The following is a 13,826-nucleotide window of genomic DNA, read 5'->3' on the forward strand; positions in this document are numbered from 1 at the left end:
TGGCCTGCGACAACCGTCTAAAAGTTTGCCGACGCAAATCAGGCTGGGTGAATTCGGCTTTACGCCGGAATTGGCCCTCACTATCAGAATCAGGACAATCTCCTTGGGCTGCGAGCCGGGTGGGCCGTTCGCGGAGGGAGAGCGTTCTGTGATCGCCGGCCGGAATTGAGAGAGCAATGAGCGTGACTTCAGGAACGAAAACTGAGAGCGGCGTCGGCGAAACGGTCCGGGTCGTGATCCATGCTCTCCTGATCGCGCTGGTGATCCGCACCTTCCTGTTTCAGCCGTTCAACATTCCGTCCGGCTCGATGAAGGCGACGCTGCTGGTCGGCGATTATCTGTTCGTCTCGAAATATTCCTACGGCTACAGCCACTATTCGATCCCGTTCTCGCCGCCGCTGTTCTCGGGACGGATCTGGGGCTCGGATCCGAACCGTGGTGACATCGTCGTGTTCCGTCTGCCGAAGGACGACAGCACCGACTACATCAAGCGCGTGATCGGACTGCCCGGCGACCACATCCAGATGAAGGACGGTCTGCTCTACATCAACGATACCCCGGTCGAGCGCCAGCGCATGAGCGAATATGTCGGCGAGGATCCGTGCGGCTCCGAAGGCGGCGGCATCTCGCGGGTGAAGCGCTGGAAGGAGACGCTGCCGAACGGCGTCTCCTACGAGACGCTCGACTGCGCCGACAACGGCTACATGGACAACACCAACGTCTATACGGTGCCGCCCGGCCACTTCTTCATGATGGGCGACAACCGCGATAACTCGACCGACAGCCGCTTCCTCGGCCAGGTCGGCTATGTGCCCGCGGAAAACCTGATCGGCCGCGCCCAGATGATCTTCTTCTCGATCGGCGAGGGCGAGCATGCCTGGATGTTCTGGCGCTGGCCGTGGTCGGTGCGCTGGAATCGCTTCTTCAAAATCGTCCGATGAAAGACGAAGCCAAGGACGTCGCGACCCAATCGATCGAGGCGCAAGCCGCCCCTGACGGCGAAGCTGCAACCAAGACGCTTGCGAGCAAGACTCCCGAGGGCAAGGCACCTGAAGGCAAGGCGCCGGCGAAGAAGAAGCGGACGCGGAGCAGCAAGGCCAAGGACAAGGCCAAGGCGGCGGCCGACGCCAACGCGGCGCTCGAGGCCCGCATCGGCCACCACTTCGCTGATCCGAACCTCTTGATGCAGGCGATCACGCATGTCTCGGCGCTGAAGTCCGGGCGCAAGCGCGGTGACAGCTATCAGCGGCTGGAGTTCCTCGGCGACCACGTGCTCGGGCTCGTCGTCTCCGACATGCTCTATCATGCCTTCCCGAATGCCGATGAAGGCGAGTTGTCCAAGCGGCTTGCCGAGCTCGTGCGCAAGGAGAGCTGCGCCGACGTTGCCAAGTCGCTCGGCCTGCTCGACGACATCAAGCTCGGCTCGGTCGGCTCCAGCGCCGATGCCCGCCTGCGCAAATCCATCCTCGGTGACATCTGCGAGGCCGTCATCGGCGCGATCTTCCTCGACGGCGGCCATGCGGCGGCGGACGAATTCGTCAAGCGCAACTGGACCGAGCGCATGCACAAGCCGCGGCGCCCGTTGCGCGATCCCAAGACCGTGCTGCAGGAATGGGCGCAGGGCAAGGGATTGCCGACGCCCGTCTATCGCGAGGTCGAGCGGACCGGCCCGCATCACGATCCGCAGTTCCGCGTCGCCGTCGACCTGCCGGGACTGGCGCCGGCCGAAGGCATCGGCGGCAGCAAGCGCGCGGCGGAGAAAGTAGCAGCTTCAGTGATGATCGAACGTGAAGGCGTTGGCGGTGGCAATGACGGCTGAAACAAGCGGCGAGACGCCCACTGCGACGCGCTGCGGCTTCGTCGCGTTGATCGGCGCGCCGAATGTCGGCAAGTCCACGCTGGTCAATGCGCTGGTCGGGGCCAAGGTCACGATCGTCTCGCGCAAGGTCCAGACCACGCGCGCGCTGATCCGCGGCATCGTGATCGAGAATAACGCACAGATCATTCTGGTCGACACGCCCGGCATCTTCCTGCCCAAGCGGCGGCTCGACCGCGCCATGGTGTCGACCGCCTGGAGCGGGGCGCATGATGCCGATCTCGTCTGCGTGCTGCTCGATGCCAAGACCGGCATCGACGAGGAGGCCGAGGCGATCCTCGCCAAGGCCGCCAGCGTCAATCACGACAAGATCCTTGTCATCAACAAGGTCGATCTGGTCCAGCGCGAGAAGCTCTTGGCGCTGGCGCAGGCGGCCAACGAGCGCATGAAGTTTGTCAGAACCTTCATGATCGCGGCGATCTCGGGCGATGGCGTCGACGACGTCCGCAGCACGCTTGCCGAAATGGTGCCGCCGGGCCCGTATCTTTACCCCGAGGACCAGATGTCGGACGCGCCGATGCGGCAACTGGCGGCCGAGATCACGCGCGAGAAGATCTATCAGAAGCTGCACCAGGAATTGCCCTACCAGTCGACGGTCGAAACCGACAAATGGGAGGAGCGCAAGGACAAGTCGGTGCGCATCGAGCAGACGATCTTCGTGGAGCGCGAAAGCCAGCGCAAGATCGTGCTCGGCAAGGGCGGCGCCACCATCAAGTCGATCGGCGCGGACTCGCGCAAGGAACTGATGCAGATCCTGGACGTGCCGGTCCATCTGTTCCTGTTCGTCAAGGTGCGCGAGAACTGGGGTGACGACCCCGATCGCTACCGCGAGATGGGCCTGGAATTCCCCAAAGAATAAGCAAGAACAGATCGGTATTTTATGAGCGTGCCCCGCAACGTCCAGCGTTTCGAAGCGCTGCTCTATGCCTCGCTGATGCTCGACTCGCTGTCGGTGGCGGTGCAGGACCGCACGCCATCCATCGAGATGACCGAGCAGATGATCATGACGGCGACGCTGCTCGCCGGCGGGATGATCCTGCTGCTGGTCTATTTCGTCTGGCTGGCTGCGCGCTGGCGCAAGAACTGGCCGCGCTGGGTGCTGGCAGCGGCGCTGGTGCTGTCGGCGATCTCGCTCGCTCAGATCCTCGGCGAGCGGGGCCTGGAGCTCGACAGCGCCATCGAGATCGTCTCCTGCGTGCTGACGGCATTCGGGCTGTATTTCTCCTTCACCGGCGATGCGAAGGGCTGGTTCAACGCCTAGATTTCGAGAGGTTCCGTAGGGTGGGCAAAGGCGCGCCCTTGCGCCGTGCCCACCACCTCTCTCGATCACGAAAAATGGGTGGGCACGCTTCGCTTTGCCCACCCTACGACAGCTCGAAATGCGATAAGCTTCATCCCCATGGAATGGACCGACGAAGGCATCGTGCTGGGTGTGCGGCGGCATGGCGAATCGAGCGCCATCGTCGAACTCTTGACGCGTCAGCACGGCCGGCATCTCGGCCTGGTGCGCGGCGGCGCCAGCTCGCGGCTGCGGCCGCTCTTGCAGCCCGGCAACAGCGTCAGCGCGATGTGGCGGGCGCGGCTCGACGAGCATCTCGGCACCTACGCGATCGAGGGATTGAAGCTGCGCGCCGCAACGCTGCTGGCATCCTCCCACGGTGTCTACGGCATCACCCATCTGGCCTCGATTGCGCGGCTGCTGCCCGAGCGCGATCCGCACGAGGACATCTTTGCGCTGCTCGAGCATTCGCTCGACGATTTCGACGACGTCGGCAGCGCGGCCGTGCATCTCATCCATTTCGAGCTGGCCATGCTCTCCGAGCTCGGCTTCGGGCTGGCACTCGAAAACTGCGCGGTGACCGGGGAGACCACGGATCTGATCTACGTCTCGCCGAAATCCGGCGGTGCGGTGTCGCGCGGCGCGGGCGAGCCGTGGCGCGACCGGCTGTTGCGGCTGCCGCCCTTCCTGCGCCATGGCGAAGCCGCTGACGACCTCACCGACGAGGATCTCCAGGACGGCTTTCGGCTGACCGGCCTGTTTCTGCTGCGTCATGTGCTGGAGCCGCGCGGGCAGGGCCATTCCGATGCGCGTGCCGGCTTCATCAACGCCCTGACGCGGCAGCAGGCCAAGGCGGCGCTGCCGGCGCCATGAGCAGATCGCGCTCCTGCAATACCTGATGACATGGGGTTTTCTGGAACAAAATGGGGGCTTCCGCGTTGGCCGGGCTGGTTCCACGACGGGGGACAGCCCAGATGTTGATCAAGGGTTTTGCGCTGACGGCGGCGCTGCTTGCTTTTGCGCCCGACGCAATGGCCGGCGAACCGCAACCTGGCGTGTTTCGGCGCGCCTCCTGCACCCTTGTCCGGTACTATGTGGCGAAATATTCCGCTGCGGCGGCAGAGACATGGGCGCGGTCCCATGGCGCAACCGATGCCGAGATCGAGGCGGCCCGCCGCTGTGTCACCAATATGCCGGCGACACCCCCGGCCAGCGTCCAGCCGACCGTGACGGCGGGTTGGGGAGGGTAGGAGCAGCCCACAGGGAACCACTCCCTCCTTGCCCGATTCGCTTCCACGGTTTAACCGGGCGGCATGGGAAAACGAATCGTTCCACCGGAAGAACCGGCCGAAATTCACGAGGTCCGGCTGCAGGAAGCGCTGGAAGAGCGCTACCTCGCCTATGCGCTTTCCACCATCATGCATCGCGCGCTGCCCGATGCGCGCGACGGCCTGAAGCCTGTCCACCGCCGCATCCTCTACGGCATGCGCCTGCTCAGGCTGGACCCGGGCACGGCTTTCAAGAAATCCGCCAAGATCGTCGGCGACGTGATGGGCTCGTTCCATCCGCATGGCGACCAGGCCATCTACGACGCCATGGTGCGTCTGGCGCAGGATTTCTCCTCGCGCTACCCGCTGGTCGACGGCCAGGGCAATTTCGGCAATATCGACGGCGATAACCCCGCCGCCTACCGCTACACCGAAGCGCGCATGACCGATGTCGCGCGGCTTTTGCTCGACGGCATCGACGAGGACGGCGTTGAGTTCCGCCCCAATTACGACGGCCAATCGAAGGAGCCGATCGTGCTGCCCGGCGGCTTCCCGAACCTGCTCGCCAACGGCGCGCAGGGCATCGCGGTTGGCATGGCGACCTCGATCCCGCCGCACAATGCCGCCGAGCTCTGCGACGCCGCGCTGCACCTGATCGAGAAGCCCGACGCGAAATCCAAGGCGCTGCTGAAGTGGGTCAAGGGCCCGGACTTCCCGACCGGTGGCATCTGCGTCGATTCCAAGCAGGCGATCGCTGAAGCCTACACCACCGGCCGCGGCTCGTTCCGTGTCCGCGCCAGGTGGCAGCAGGAAGAGGGCGCTCGTGGCACCTGGGTCGTCGTCGTCACCGAGATTCCCTTCCTGGTGCAGAAGTCGCGCCTGATCGAGAAGATCGCCGAGCTGCTCGACCAGAAGAAGCTGCCGCTGGTCGGCGACATCAGGGACGAGTCGGCCGAAGACGTCCGCATCGTGATCGAGCCGAAGTCGAAGAACGTCGATGCGGCGCTCATGATGGAGTCGTTGTTCCGGCTGACCGAGCTCGAGAACAAGATTCCGCTGAACCTCAACGTGCTGATCAAGGGCCGCATCCCCAAGGTCGTCGGGCTCGCGGAAGCCTTGCGCGAATGGCTCGACCATCTGCGCGACGTGCTGATCCGGCGCAGCAGCTATCGCAAGGCGCAGATCGAGCACCGCCTGGAAGTCCTCGGCGGTCATCTGGTCGCCTATCTGAATCTCGACAAGGTGATCAAGATCATCCGCACCGAGGACGAGCCGAAGCCGGCCCTGATCAAGGCGTTCAAGCTCACCGAGATCCAGGCGGAAGCCATCCTCAACATGCGTCTGCGCAATCTGCGCCGGCTCGAGGAAATGGAAATCCGCAACGAGGACCGGGATCTCCGCAAGGAGCTGAAGGGGATCGAGAGCCTGCTCGCGTCCGAAGCCGAGCAGTGGAAGAAGGTCGGCGAGCAGGTCGGCAAGGTCCGTGACATGTTCGGACCGAAGACGCCGCTCGGCAAGCGCCGCACCACCTTCGCTGATGCGCCCGAGCACGATCTCGCCGCGATGGAGGAAGCCCTCGTCGAGCGCGAGCCGGTGACCGTGGTCGTCTCCGACAAGGGCTGGATCCGCACCATGAAGGGCCATGTCGAGGATCTTTCCGGCTTGGCCTTCAAGCAGGACGACAAGCTCGGCTTCGCCTTCTTCGCCGAGACGACCTCGAAGCTCTTGCTGTTCGCCACCAACGGCAAGTTCTATTCGCTCGACGTTGCGAAGCTGCCGGGCGGTCGTGGCCACGGCGAGCCGATCCGCCTGTTCATCGACCTCGAGCAGGAGGCGGCGCCCGTCGCGCTGTTCGTGCACAAGGGGGGCCGCAAATTCCTGGTGGCGAGCCACGAGGGCCAGGGCTTCGTCGTCAACGAGGATGATTGCGTCGGCACCACCAAGAAGGGCAAGCAGGTCCTCAACGTCGACATGCCGAACGAGGCGCGCGCGATCACCGAGGTGCTTGGCGACACCGTCGCTGTCATCGGCGAGAACCGCAAGATGCTGATCTTCCCGCTCGAGCAGGTGCCGGAGATGGCGCGCGGCCGCGGCGTGCGCTTGCAGAAGTACAAGGACGGCGGCCTGTCCGACGTCGCTGTGTTCGACGCCAAGGCCGGCCTGACCTGGAAGGACTCCGCGGGGCGCGAATTCTCGGCGAGCATGAAGGAGCTCGCCGAATGGCAAGGCACCCGCGCCGACGCCGGCCGGCTGCCGCCGAAGGGTTTTCCGAAGTCGAACAAGTTCGGCAAGGTGATCGGGTAGGCGTGGCTCTCGTTCCTGATATGCAGCAATGCTCCTCCATTGCTGCATCGGTCTGCACGGTCTGATACCGTCCGTCATGCCGGTCTTTGGGAACGTTGAGAAGTAACGCGATGTACGATGTCATTGTTGTCGGCGGTGGCTCCGCCGGCGCGGCGGTTGCAGCAAGGCTGTCCGAGGATCCGGCACGACGCGTCCTGCTGCTCGAAGCGGGGCTCGACTGGCGCGCCGACGAGGCGCCCTGGGAAGTCAGGACGCCGAACCCGATCCCGATCATCCACCAGCGCGAATATCAGGAGAAGTGGCAATGGCCCGATCTGCTGACGCGCCGCGTCGCCGGGCAGGAGCCGCGTTTCTATTGGCGCGGCAAGGGGCTGGGCGGCTCCTCGATGATGAACGGCCAGATCGCCATCCGCGGCGTTGCCGATGCCTTCGACGAGTGGGCGGCCAATGGCTGCACCGGCTGGTCGGCCCGGGAGGTGATGCCGCTGTTCTCCGTGATCGAGGACGATCTGGAGTTCGGCGACACCCCAGGCCATGGTCGCGGCGGACCGTTGCCGGTCTATCGCGCACCGCCGGAGAAATGGGGCCCGATCGATCGCGGCTTGCGCGATGCGGCGCTCGCGAGCGGCTATCCCTGGTGCGCCGATCTCAACGGCCCTGAGGGTGAGGGCGTCGCCTGCTATCCCATCAACAGCCGCGACAGCCGCCGCATCACCACCAATGAGGGTTATCTGGAGCCGGTGCGTGGCCGCGCCAATCTGGAGATCCGCGGGCGTGCGCTGGTCTATCGCGTCCTGATCAGCGACAACAGGGCGACCGGCCTTCGCGTCCACATCGAGGGGCAGGGCACCCACGAGATCAGCGCGCGCCAGATCGTGCTCTGCGCCGGCGCGATCCACAGCCCGGCGATCCTGCTGCGCTCGGGCATCGGGCCTGCGGAAGAGCTGAAGGCGATGGGCATCGCGGTGGAACGCGATCTGCCTGTGGGCAAGCATTTCTTCGATCATCCACTGTTTCGCGCCACGATCCAGCTCCACGAGGATCTGCGGCCGACCGATCCGGACACCCGCCACACCAATTGCTGCGTGACCTATTCCTCGGGTCTCGCCGAGGGCGGCAAGCGCGACATGATCCTGATCGCGTTCAATCATCGCGGCATCGGCATGCCCGGAGCGATCGGCGCCGGTCTGTTCAACGCCTATTCGCGCGGCACGCTCAAGCTGGCCTCGACCGATCCGTCGATCGATCCCATCGTCGAGGAGAACATGCTGGCCGATCCCCGCGATATGCTGCGCATGATGGATGCGGTGAAGCGGCTCGCGGTGATCACCTCGCAGCCGGCGCTGTCGGGCATCGCCGACTGGATCAGGCTCGCCGACACCGACCTGACATTGCCGCAGGCCGCCAGCCTGCCAGATCACGAGCTCGATGCATTGTTGCGGCGTGAAACCGGCGACATCCAGCATGCCGCCGGCAGCTGCCGCATGAGCGGCGTCAATGATGCCGACGGTGTCGTCAATCCTGATGGCAGCGTGAAGGGCATCTCGGGCCTGCGCGTCGCCGATGCTTCGATCATGCCGTCCGACTGCCGCGCCAACACCCACTTCACGACGGTGGTGATCGGGGAAGCCATCGCGCGGATGATGATGCGGTAGTGCTGCGGGCCTCGTGTGCGCTGGTCCTCGGGGGTATCTCGGCGTCATTGCGAGCGCAGCGAAGCAATCCAGAATCCCTCTGCGGAAAGACCCTGGATTGCTTCGCTGCGCTCGCAATGACGGAGCAAGCGGAGAGGCCATCGCTCTCCAATCTAAATTCCAAACGACAGACGCACCTTTGCCTTCTCGCGGCGAGTTGCAACGTCCATCGCGCCCGAAGGGCTTGACAGAAGCGCCTCCCGATCGGGGCTGCTTTGCCCGACCGGCGCATCATCCGTCACATGTATTGTCTCGTACTTTGGAGAAATCGTTCTTTTTCGCCCGGTGCGTAACCCTGGGAGGCGCCATAATAAGGTTCATTGAATTGATTGTACGGCGCGGCCCGGTAGTGGACCGGCGGCACAGGCGGCGTGTATGTTTGGTGAGAATTGCGCCGCTTCTTCCCTCCGGCCGTCGCACCGGCGTAATATGGGTTGAGGACGCACATCTGACCGTTGGCCGACGCCCTGCATTGGTCCATCGTCGTATAGGTGCACCGATAGTATGGACTGATTCCGCGAGAGACGACATTCAAGCAAACGGGAAAAGCCGGATCGAATCTTTGGGCCCGTGCGTGCCCCGCTGCTAAGGCGATAGCCACGGTCAAAATCGTCAAAGCCCATTTACACATTGGAGCGTCCTCCAAGTCGGTACTCCAAGTCGGGTTCAACACACCGGTCGCACTCCCAACGTCGGCAGTATTGATCCACGTCAACGCTCGCGGAATTCCGCTTTAGATCATTCCCACCATCCGTAACGCCACGCCGGCGGCGCAGCTCCCGGCCAGCACCGTCAGCATGCCGAGCTTGAAGCGAAAGATCGCGGTCGCGGCCGCGATCGACAGCACGAGCGCCGGCAGATCGACGCTCGTCAATACCGGCCTGTCGAAATCCAGCGGAAAGGCGTGCACCGGCACGGTCTCGCGGAACAGCGTGTGCAGCGCGAACCAGATCGACAGATTGAGGATCACGCCGACGACCGCCGCTGTGATCGCGCTCAGCGCGCCGGCAAGGCCCGTATTGCCCCGCAGCCGCTCGATATAGGGAGCGCCGACGAAGATCCAGAGGAAGCAGGGCGTGAACGTGACCCAGGTGGCGAGCAAGCCGCCGAGGGTTGCCGCCAGCATCGGCGACAGCCCGCTGGGATCGCGATAGGCCGCCATGAAGCCCACGAACTGGAGCACCATGATGAGCGGGCCCGGCGTGGTCTCGGCCATGCCGAGGCCATCGAGCATCTCGTGCGGCTTCAGCCAGTGATAATGCTCAACCGCCTGCTGGGCGACATAGGCCAGCACGGCATAGGCGCCGCCGAAGGTGACCAGCGCCATCTTCGAGAAGAACAGCGCGATCTGGCTGAATACGCTGGCCTGGCCGAGCGCCAGCAGCAGAACGATCACCGGAACGAGCCACAGGGACAGCCAGAGCGCGGCGGTGCGGATCGCACGCGCGGTGTCGGGACGCACATGTTCGGGCACGGCTTCGCCGAGCATGCTGTCGATTGCGGCGTTGCTGCCGCCATGGCCATGACCCGCGGGCGCGAACTCGGTGCGGCCGGCGCGGGCGCCGGCATAGCCGATCAGGCCGGCGGCGATGATGATGACAGGGAAGGGCACCGCGAAGAAAAAGATGGCAACGAAGGCGATCGCGGCCAGCGCGATCATGATGCGATTCTTCAGCGCGCGCTTGCCGACGCGAAACACGGCCTCGACGACGATGGCGAGCACGGCGGCCTTCAGGCCGAAGAACAGCGCCTCGACGAAGCTGACATTGCCGTAGGCCGCATAGATATAGCTGAGGCCCATGATGGCGATGATGCCGGGCAGGATGAACAGCCCGCCCGCCATCAGTCCGCCCGCGGTGCGATGCATCAGCCAGCCGACATAGGTGGCGAGTTGTTGCGCCTCGGGTCCCGGCAGCAGCATGCAGTAGTTCAGCGCATGCAGGAAGCGGCCTTCGGAGATCCACTTCTTCTCCTCGACCAGGATGCGGTGCATCACGGCGATCTGGCCCGCAGGCCCGCCGAAGCTCAACGACGCGACACGGAGCCAGACACGAAAGGCCTCACCGAAGCTGATGCCGTGACCGGCATCAGCTCCTGCTTGAACGTTACGGGTGTCCATTACGCCTTCACCTTGTTGGTCGGCCAGTTGTGGGTCTCGGCCGTGGCGTCGCGGCACCAGCGATAGAAGGCGTCGTAGAGCAGCATGCCGGCCTCGAGCTGTTCGAGGTCGTCATCGTACATGCGCGATAGCCCGAGCGAGGCTGCGAGCAGGCCTGGGGCCTCCGGGGCCAGATCGGGCCGCGCCGTATCGGCGCCGCGCACCAAAGTCGCGAGCCGCAGCAGCGCCGGCGTGGCAATGCCGAACTCCTCGATCATCACGTCGAAGGTGCAGAGTTCACCGCGGTGGCTCCAGAACACGTTCTCGATGTCGAAGGGCGCAGCCTTGAAGCGCTCGCCGACCGCGACCACTTCGGGCGGCGCGACAAACAAGAACACCGCGGCGGGATCGACGAAGCGGCGGATCAGCCAGGGGCAGGCGATGCGGTCGATCTTGGGCCGGGCGCGCGTCACCCAGACCGTGCGCCCCTTGGCATCGCGTGGGGGCAGCTTGCGGGTGTCGAGCAGCGGCAGATTTGCTGCTTTCCAGCCCTCGAAACCGCCCTCGAGCGTTTCGGCCTCGGCGCCGAGCTGGCGCAGCCACGCCGCGGTGCCCTGCGCGAGCTTTTCTCCACGCAGGCAGGAGACGATGGTGCGGCGGCCGGCAAATTGCCCGCCCCATTCCGCAACCGTCTCGTGGCTGAGTTTGATCGAGCCGGGGATCAGCCGCCGGTCGGCAGCAAAATCGTCCTCGGTGCGGACATCGATCAGGACAGGAGCATTGGCCGTGCCGATCAGGCGCGCCAATTTATCTGAAGATATGGTCGTGAATGTAGGCATGTTGATGCGTCCTCGTGGGAACTGAACGGGACGCGATACTTGGGCATGTCGCCTCGTGGGGAGATCGCTCAAATCCCCAGGTCATGATTACAGCGAAACCACGCCGACCTGTCAATCGCCTGATACCATGGCATTGTGCGCAAGAATGATATTCGCTCAGGCCTGGAGTGCGTGGAAGCGGAATTCTGCGGCGGGGGCGGGGTTGATCCTCGGTCGCAAAGAGAAGGCTGCAGGAAGGACCAAGGATGACCCGCGAATTCAAGCTCGCTCTCGCCATGGCCGCACTCGCGCTGTCCGCCCAGGCTGCGTTCGCACAGAAGCCGGGCGTCGAAAGGCTTTACATCATGAATTGCGGGGAGGGCGTCGCCGGCGATATCGGGCGCTGGTCACCGGGGGTAAACGAAGGCAAGTCGATGGATTTCGTCGACACCTGCTATCTCATCAAGCACAGCCAGGGCTGGTTCCTGTGGGACACCGGGATTCCCGACGCCGTCGCGACGATGCCGAACGGCCTCGTGCCGGCCGATCCCAAGGCCGTCACCTGGCGGCGCCCGAAGACGCTGGCTTCGCAGCTCGAGCAGATCGGCGTGAAGCCCGCCGACGTCAAGGTGATGGGCGTCTCGCACACGCACCCCGATCACATCGGCAATGTCGAGATGTTCCCGCAGGCGACGCTCTACGTGCAGAAAGCCGAGTATGACTGGCCCGACGCCAACAACGAGCCGCGCTTCAAGCCCTCACATCCCGTCGAGCTGCTCGCCGGTGACAAGGACGTGTTCGGCGACGGCAGCATCACCATTCTCTCGACGCCCGGCCACACGCCGGGGCACCAATCGCTGATGGTGCGGCTGCCGAAGACCGGCGTGGTGGTGCTCTCAGGCGATGCCGTTCACTTCAAGGACAATTGGGACAACCGCCGCGTTCCCAGCATGAACGCGAACAAGGACCAGAGCGCGGCCTCGATGCAGAAGATTGCCGACACGCTCGACAGGGAAAAGGCGCAGCTCTGGATCAACCACGACAAGGCCCAGCGCGACACCCAGAAGATGTCGCCGGAGTTTTACAACTGAAACAGGATCAGCTTTTCGGTGCGGTGACCGGCGGCGGGCTTGCGTCCGGCGTCTTCTTCGGCTTCAGCGTCCCGGCATAGAACGAGACCAGCCACACCAGGAGCAAAGCCAGCAGATAGACGCCCCAGGCCTGCGGCGGCGTCATGGCCCAGCGGATCAGGCCTTTGAGGGTGCGGGGCGGGCTCTTGTCGTCGGTCATGCCAGCGCTTGTGCGCGAAAGCGGCGGCACGGTCAATCCGGCCGCTTCTCTGCGCGGATCAGGAACAGCGCGGCCAGCGCTGACAGGCTGAGCGCGGATGAGACCATCAGCACCTTGGCGCCCATCATGTCGATCAGCAGGCCAAAGGCCAGCGGCGCGATCGCCTGCGCCATCCGCGCCGGCGCGCCGATGATGCCGAGGCGGTAGCCGAAATCCTTCGGGCCGAAGATCGCCAGCGGCAGCGTTCCGCGCGCGATCGTCAAGATGCCGTTGCCGGAGCCGTGCAGCAGCGCAAAGGCGCTCGCGGCCGGCGCGCCGAAGATGGCGACGACGGCCGCGCCAATCGGGTGGGTGACGCAGGCCAGGCGGGTCGACCACAATGGATGGAAGCGGGAGAGGACGCTGGCTTCGAGAATGCGCGCGACCACCTGGGCCGGGCCGATCAACGCGCCGGCCGCGATCGCCTCGACATGGCTCGCACCGGTCGCCTCCAGGATGCGCGGAAAGTGCACGGCCATGGCGCCGGTGACGGTCCAGACCGCGGCAAAGACGAAGGCGAGCAGGACCATGGTGCGGTCGAGCGGGACGTGCGGTTTCTCCGCCGTTGCCGCGGCCTGCCTGGCGCCCTTGATCGAAGGCAGCATGAAGAAATTGAGGGGCAAGCCGATCAGGACGTTGGCGGCAGCCCAGGCGAAGCACGTATCGCGCCAGCCGATATGGGCCAATCCCCAGGCGGTGAGCGGCCAGCCGACGGTCGAGGCGAATCCGGCCATCAAGGTGATGCCGGTGATCGAGCCGCGCGCTTCTGCGCCATAGATGCGGCCGAGCGCAGCGAAGGCGGCATCGTAAAGCCCCATCGCCATGCCGATGCCGAGCACGAACCAGGCGAAGGTCATCACCGCCACCGACTGGGAGAAGCCGAGCAGGACGAGGCCGGCCGCAAGGGTCAGGTTCGAGGCGGACAACACCTGCCGCCCGCCGACGAGGTCGATCTGTCGCCCGATGCGGGGCCCCAGCATCGCGGAGATCACGAGCGAGGCTGAGAACGCGCCAAAAATCCAGTTGCTGGAGATGCCGAGGTCGTGCGCCATGGGATCGGCAAGCAGGGCCGGCAGATAATAGCTCGAAGCCCAGGCCAGAGTCTGCGTGGTGCCGAGCGCGAGGATGATCGGAAGCTGGCGCTGGCTCATGTCGTCGAA

14 protein-coding genes are annotated in these 13,826 nt (G+C 64.7%); 9 read left to right on the top strand and 5 right to left on the bottom strand.

Annotation, left to right across the window (positions count from 1 at the left end; all coding sequences use genetic code 11):
* The first annotated feature begins 176 nt into the window (after window positions 1-176).
* The 8 genes from lepB to XH80_RS22540 all read left to right on the top strand — a co-directional run bounded on the left by lepB (window position 177) and on the right by XH80_RS22540 (window position 8,382).
* Entirely contained in the window at window positions 177-941 is a 765-nt protein-coding gene (gene lepB, locus XH80_RS22505; protein ID WP_057756462.1) for a signal peptidase I, read from the top strand.
* A complete protein-coding gene (gene rnc / locus XH80_RS22510) occupies window positions 938-1,819 on the top strand; it encodes a ribonuclease III (protein WP_271600452.1) in 882 nt (293 codons plus the stop codon). Before lepB ends, rnc begins: the two co-directional genes overlap by 4 nt.
* Entirely contained in the window at window positions 1,809-2,735 is a 927-nt protein-coding gene (gene era, locus XH80_RS22515; RefSeq protein WP_220005283.1) for a GTPase Era, read from the top strand. Before rnc ends, era begins: the two co-directional genes overlap by 11 nt.
* 21 nt (window positions 2,736-2,756) lie before the next feature.
* Complete coding sequence (locus XH80_RS22520) at window positions 2,757-3,137, top strand: hypothetical protein (RefSeq protein WP_271600453.1); 381 nt, start codon at window positions 2,757-2,759, stop codon at window positions 3,135-3,137.
* A gap of 138 nt (window positions 3,138-3,275) precedes the next feature.
* Window positions 3,276-4,028, top strand: a complete 753-nt coding sequence (gene recO / locus XH80_RS22525) for a DNA repair protein RecO (protein WP_271600454.1) — start codon at window positions 3,276-3,278, stop codon at window positions 4,026-4,028.
* A gap of 101 nt (window positions 4,029-4,129) precedes the next feature.
* The gene (locus XH80_RS22530; protein ID WP_220005286.1) at window positions 4,130-4,405 is read left to right on the top strand and encodes a hypothetical protein; all 276 of its coding nucleotides are present in this window, start codon (window positions 4,130-4,132) and stop codon (window positions 4,403-4,405) included.
* Between the two features lie 63 nt (window positions 4,406-4,468).
* Window positions 4,469-6,727 carry a DNA topoisomerase IV subunit A gene (gene parC, locus XH80_RS22535; protein WP_271600455.1) on the top strand — a complete coding sequence of 753 codons (2,259 nt, stop codon included), beginning with the start codon at window positions 4,469-4,471 and terminating at the stop codon, window positions 6,725-6,727.
* Window positions 6,728-6,837: 110 nt separating this feature from the next.
* Window positions 6,838-8,382, top strand: a complete 1,545-nt coding sequence (locus XH80_RS22540) for a GMC family oxidoreductase (protein WP_271600456.1) — start codon at window positions 6,838-6,840, stop codon at window positions 8,380-8,382.
* A gap of 277 nt (window positions 8,383-8,659) precedes the next feature.
* Here the strand turns inward: XH80_RS22540 and XH80_RS43760 are convergent, their stop codons facing one another.
* The 3 genes from XH80_RS43760 to XH80_RS22555 form a co-directional block, all read right to left on the bottom strand.
* Window positions 8,660-9,052, bottom strand: a complete 393-nt coding sequence (locus XH80_RS43760; RefSeq protein WP_333932791.1) for a DUF3551 domain-containing protein — start codon at window positions 9,050-9,052, stop codon at window positions 8,660-8,662.
* A gap of 102 nt (window positions 9,053-9,154) precedes the next feature.
* Window positions 9,155-10,540 carry a chromate efflux transporter gene (gene chrA / locus XH80_RS22550; RefSeq protein WP_271600457.1) on the bottom strand — a complete coding sequence of 462 codons (1,386 nt, stop codon included), beginning with the start codon at window positions 10,538-10,540 and terminating at the stop codon, window positions 9,155-9,157.
* The gene (locus tag XH80_RS22555; RefSeq protein ID WP_057756435.1) at window positions 10,540-11,358 is read right to left on the bottom strand and encodes a chromate resistance protein ChrB domain-containing protein; all 819 of its coding nucleotides are present in this window, start codon (window positions 11,356-11,358) and stop codon (window positions 10,540-10,542) included. The genes chrA and XH80_RS22555 overlap by 1 nt, the downstream gene beginning before the upstream one ends.
* Window positions 11,359-11,603: 245 nt before the next feature.
* Between XH80_RS22555 and XH80_RS22560 the strand changes: the two genes are divergently transcribed.
* Entirely contained in the window at window positions 11,604-12,428 is an 825-nt protein-coding gene (locus XH80_RS22560; protein WP_271600458.1) for an N-acyl homoserine lactonase family protein, read from the top strand.
* A gap of 7 nt (window positions 12,429-12,435) precedes the next feature.
* Here XH80_RS22560 and XH80_RS22565 read toward each other — a convergent pair whose 3' ends face one another.
* Together XH80_RS22565 and XH80_RS22570 are read right to left on the bottom strand one after the other, a co-directional pair.
* Window positions 12,436-12,627, bottom strand: a complete 192-nt coding sequence (locus tag XH80_RS22565; protein ID WP_057756774.1) for a hypothetical protein — start codon at window positions 12,625-12,627, stop codon at window positions 12,436-12,438.
* A gap of 32 nt (window positions 12,628-12,659) precedes the next feature.
* Window positions 12,660-13,817, bottom strand: a complete 1,158-nt coding sequence (locus XH80_RS22570) for an MFS transporter (RefSeq protein ID WP_271600459.1) — start codon at window positions 13,815-13,817, stop codon at window positions 12,660-12,662.
* Window positions 13,818-13,826: the final 9 nt, after the last annotated feature.

Source organism: Bradyrhizobium sp. CCBAU 45384 (assembly GCF_028128665.1).
Taxonomy (GTDB): domain Bacteria; phylum Pseudomonadota; class Alphaproteobacteria; order Rhizobiales; family Xanthobacteraceae; genus Bradyrhizobium; species Bradyrhizobium manausense.

Excerpts from the sequence above, each read along its gene's own strand:
- lepB (WP_057756462.1), top strand. The coding sequence starts at position 177 with ATGAGCGTGACTTCAGGAACGAAAACTGAGAGCGGCGTCGGCGAAACG.
- rnc (WP_271600452.1), top strand. The coding sequence starts at position 938 with ATGAAAGACGAAGCCAAGGACGTCGCGACCCAATCGATCGAGGCGCAA.
- era (WP_220005283.1), top strand. The coding sequence starts at position 1,809 with ATGACGGCTGAAACAAGCGGCGAGACGCCCACTGCGACGCGCTGCGGC.
- XH80_RS22520 (WP_271600453.1), top strand. The coding sequence starts at position 2,757 with ATGAGCGTGCCCCGCAACGTCCAGCGTTTCGAAGCGCTGCTCTATGCC.
- recO (WP_271600454.1), top strand. The coding sequence starts at position 3,276 with ATGGAATGGACCGACGAAGGCATCGTGCTGGGTGTGCGGCGGCATGGC.
- XH80_RS22530 (WP_220005286.1), top strand. The coding sequence starts at position 4,130 with ATGTTGATCAAGGGTTTTGCGCTGACGGCGGCGCTGCTTGCTTTTGCG.
- parC (WP_271600455.1), top strand. The coding sequence starts at position 4,469 with ATGGGAAAACGAATCGTTCCACCGGAAGAACCGGCCGAAATTCACGAG.
- XH80_RS22540 (WP_271600456.1), top strand. The coding sequence starts at position 6,838 with ATGTACGATGTCATTGTTGTCGGCGGTGGCTCCGCCGGCGCGGCGGTT.
- XH80_RS43760 (WP_333932791.1), bottom strand. The coding sequence starts at position 9,052 with ATGTGTAAATGGGCTTTGACGATTTTGACCGTGGCTATCGCCTTAGCA.
- chrA (WP_271600457.1), bottom strand. The coding sequence starts at position 10,540 with ATGGACACCCGTAACGTTCAAGCAGGAGCTGATGCCGGTCACGGCATC.
- XH80_RS22555 (WP_057756435.1), bottom strand. The coding sequence starts at position 11,358 with ATGCCTACATTCACGACCATATCTTCAGATAAATTGGCGCGCCTGATC.
- XH80_RS22560 (WP_271600458.1), top strand. The coding sequence starts at position 11,604 with ATGACCCGCGAATTCAAGCTCGCTCTCGCCATGGCCGCACTCGCGCTG.
- XH80_RS22565 (WP_057756774.1), bottom strand. The coding sequence starts at position 12,627 with ATGACCGACGACAAGAGCCCGCCCCGCACCCTCAAAGGCCTGATCCGC.
- XH80_RS22570 (WP_271600459.1), bottom strand. The coding sequence starts at position 13,817 with ATGAGCCAGCGCCAGCTTCCGATCATCCTCGCGCTCGGCACCACGCAG.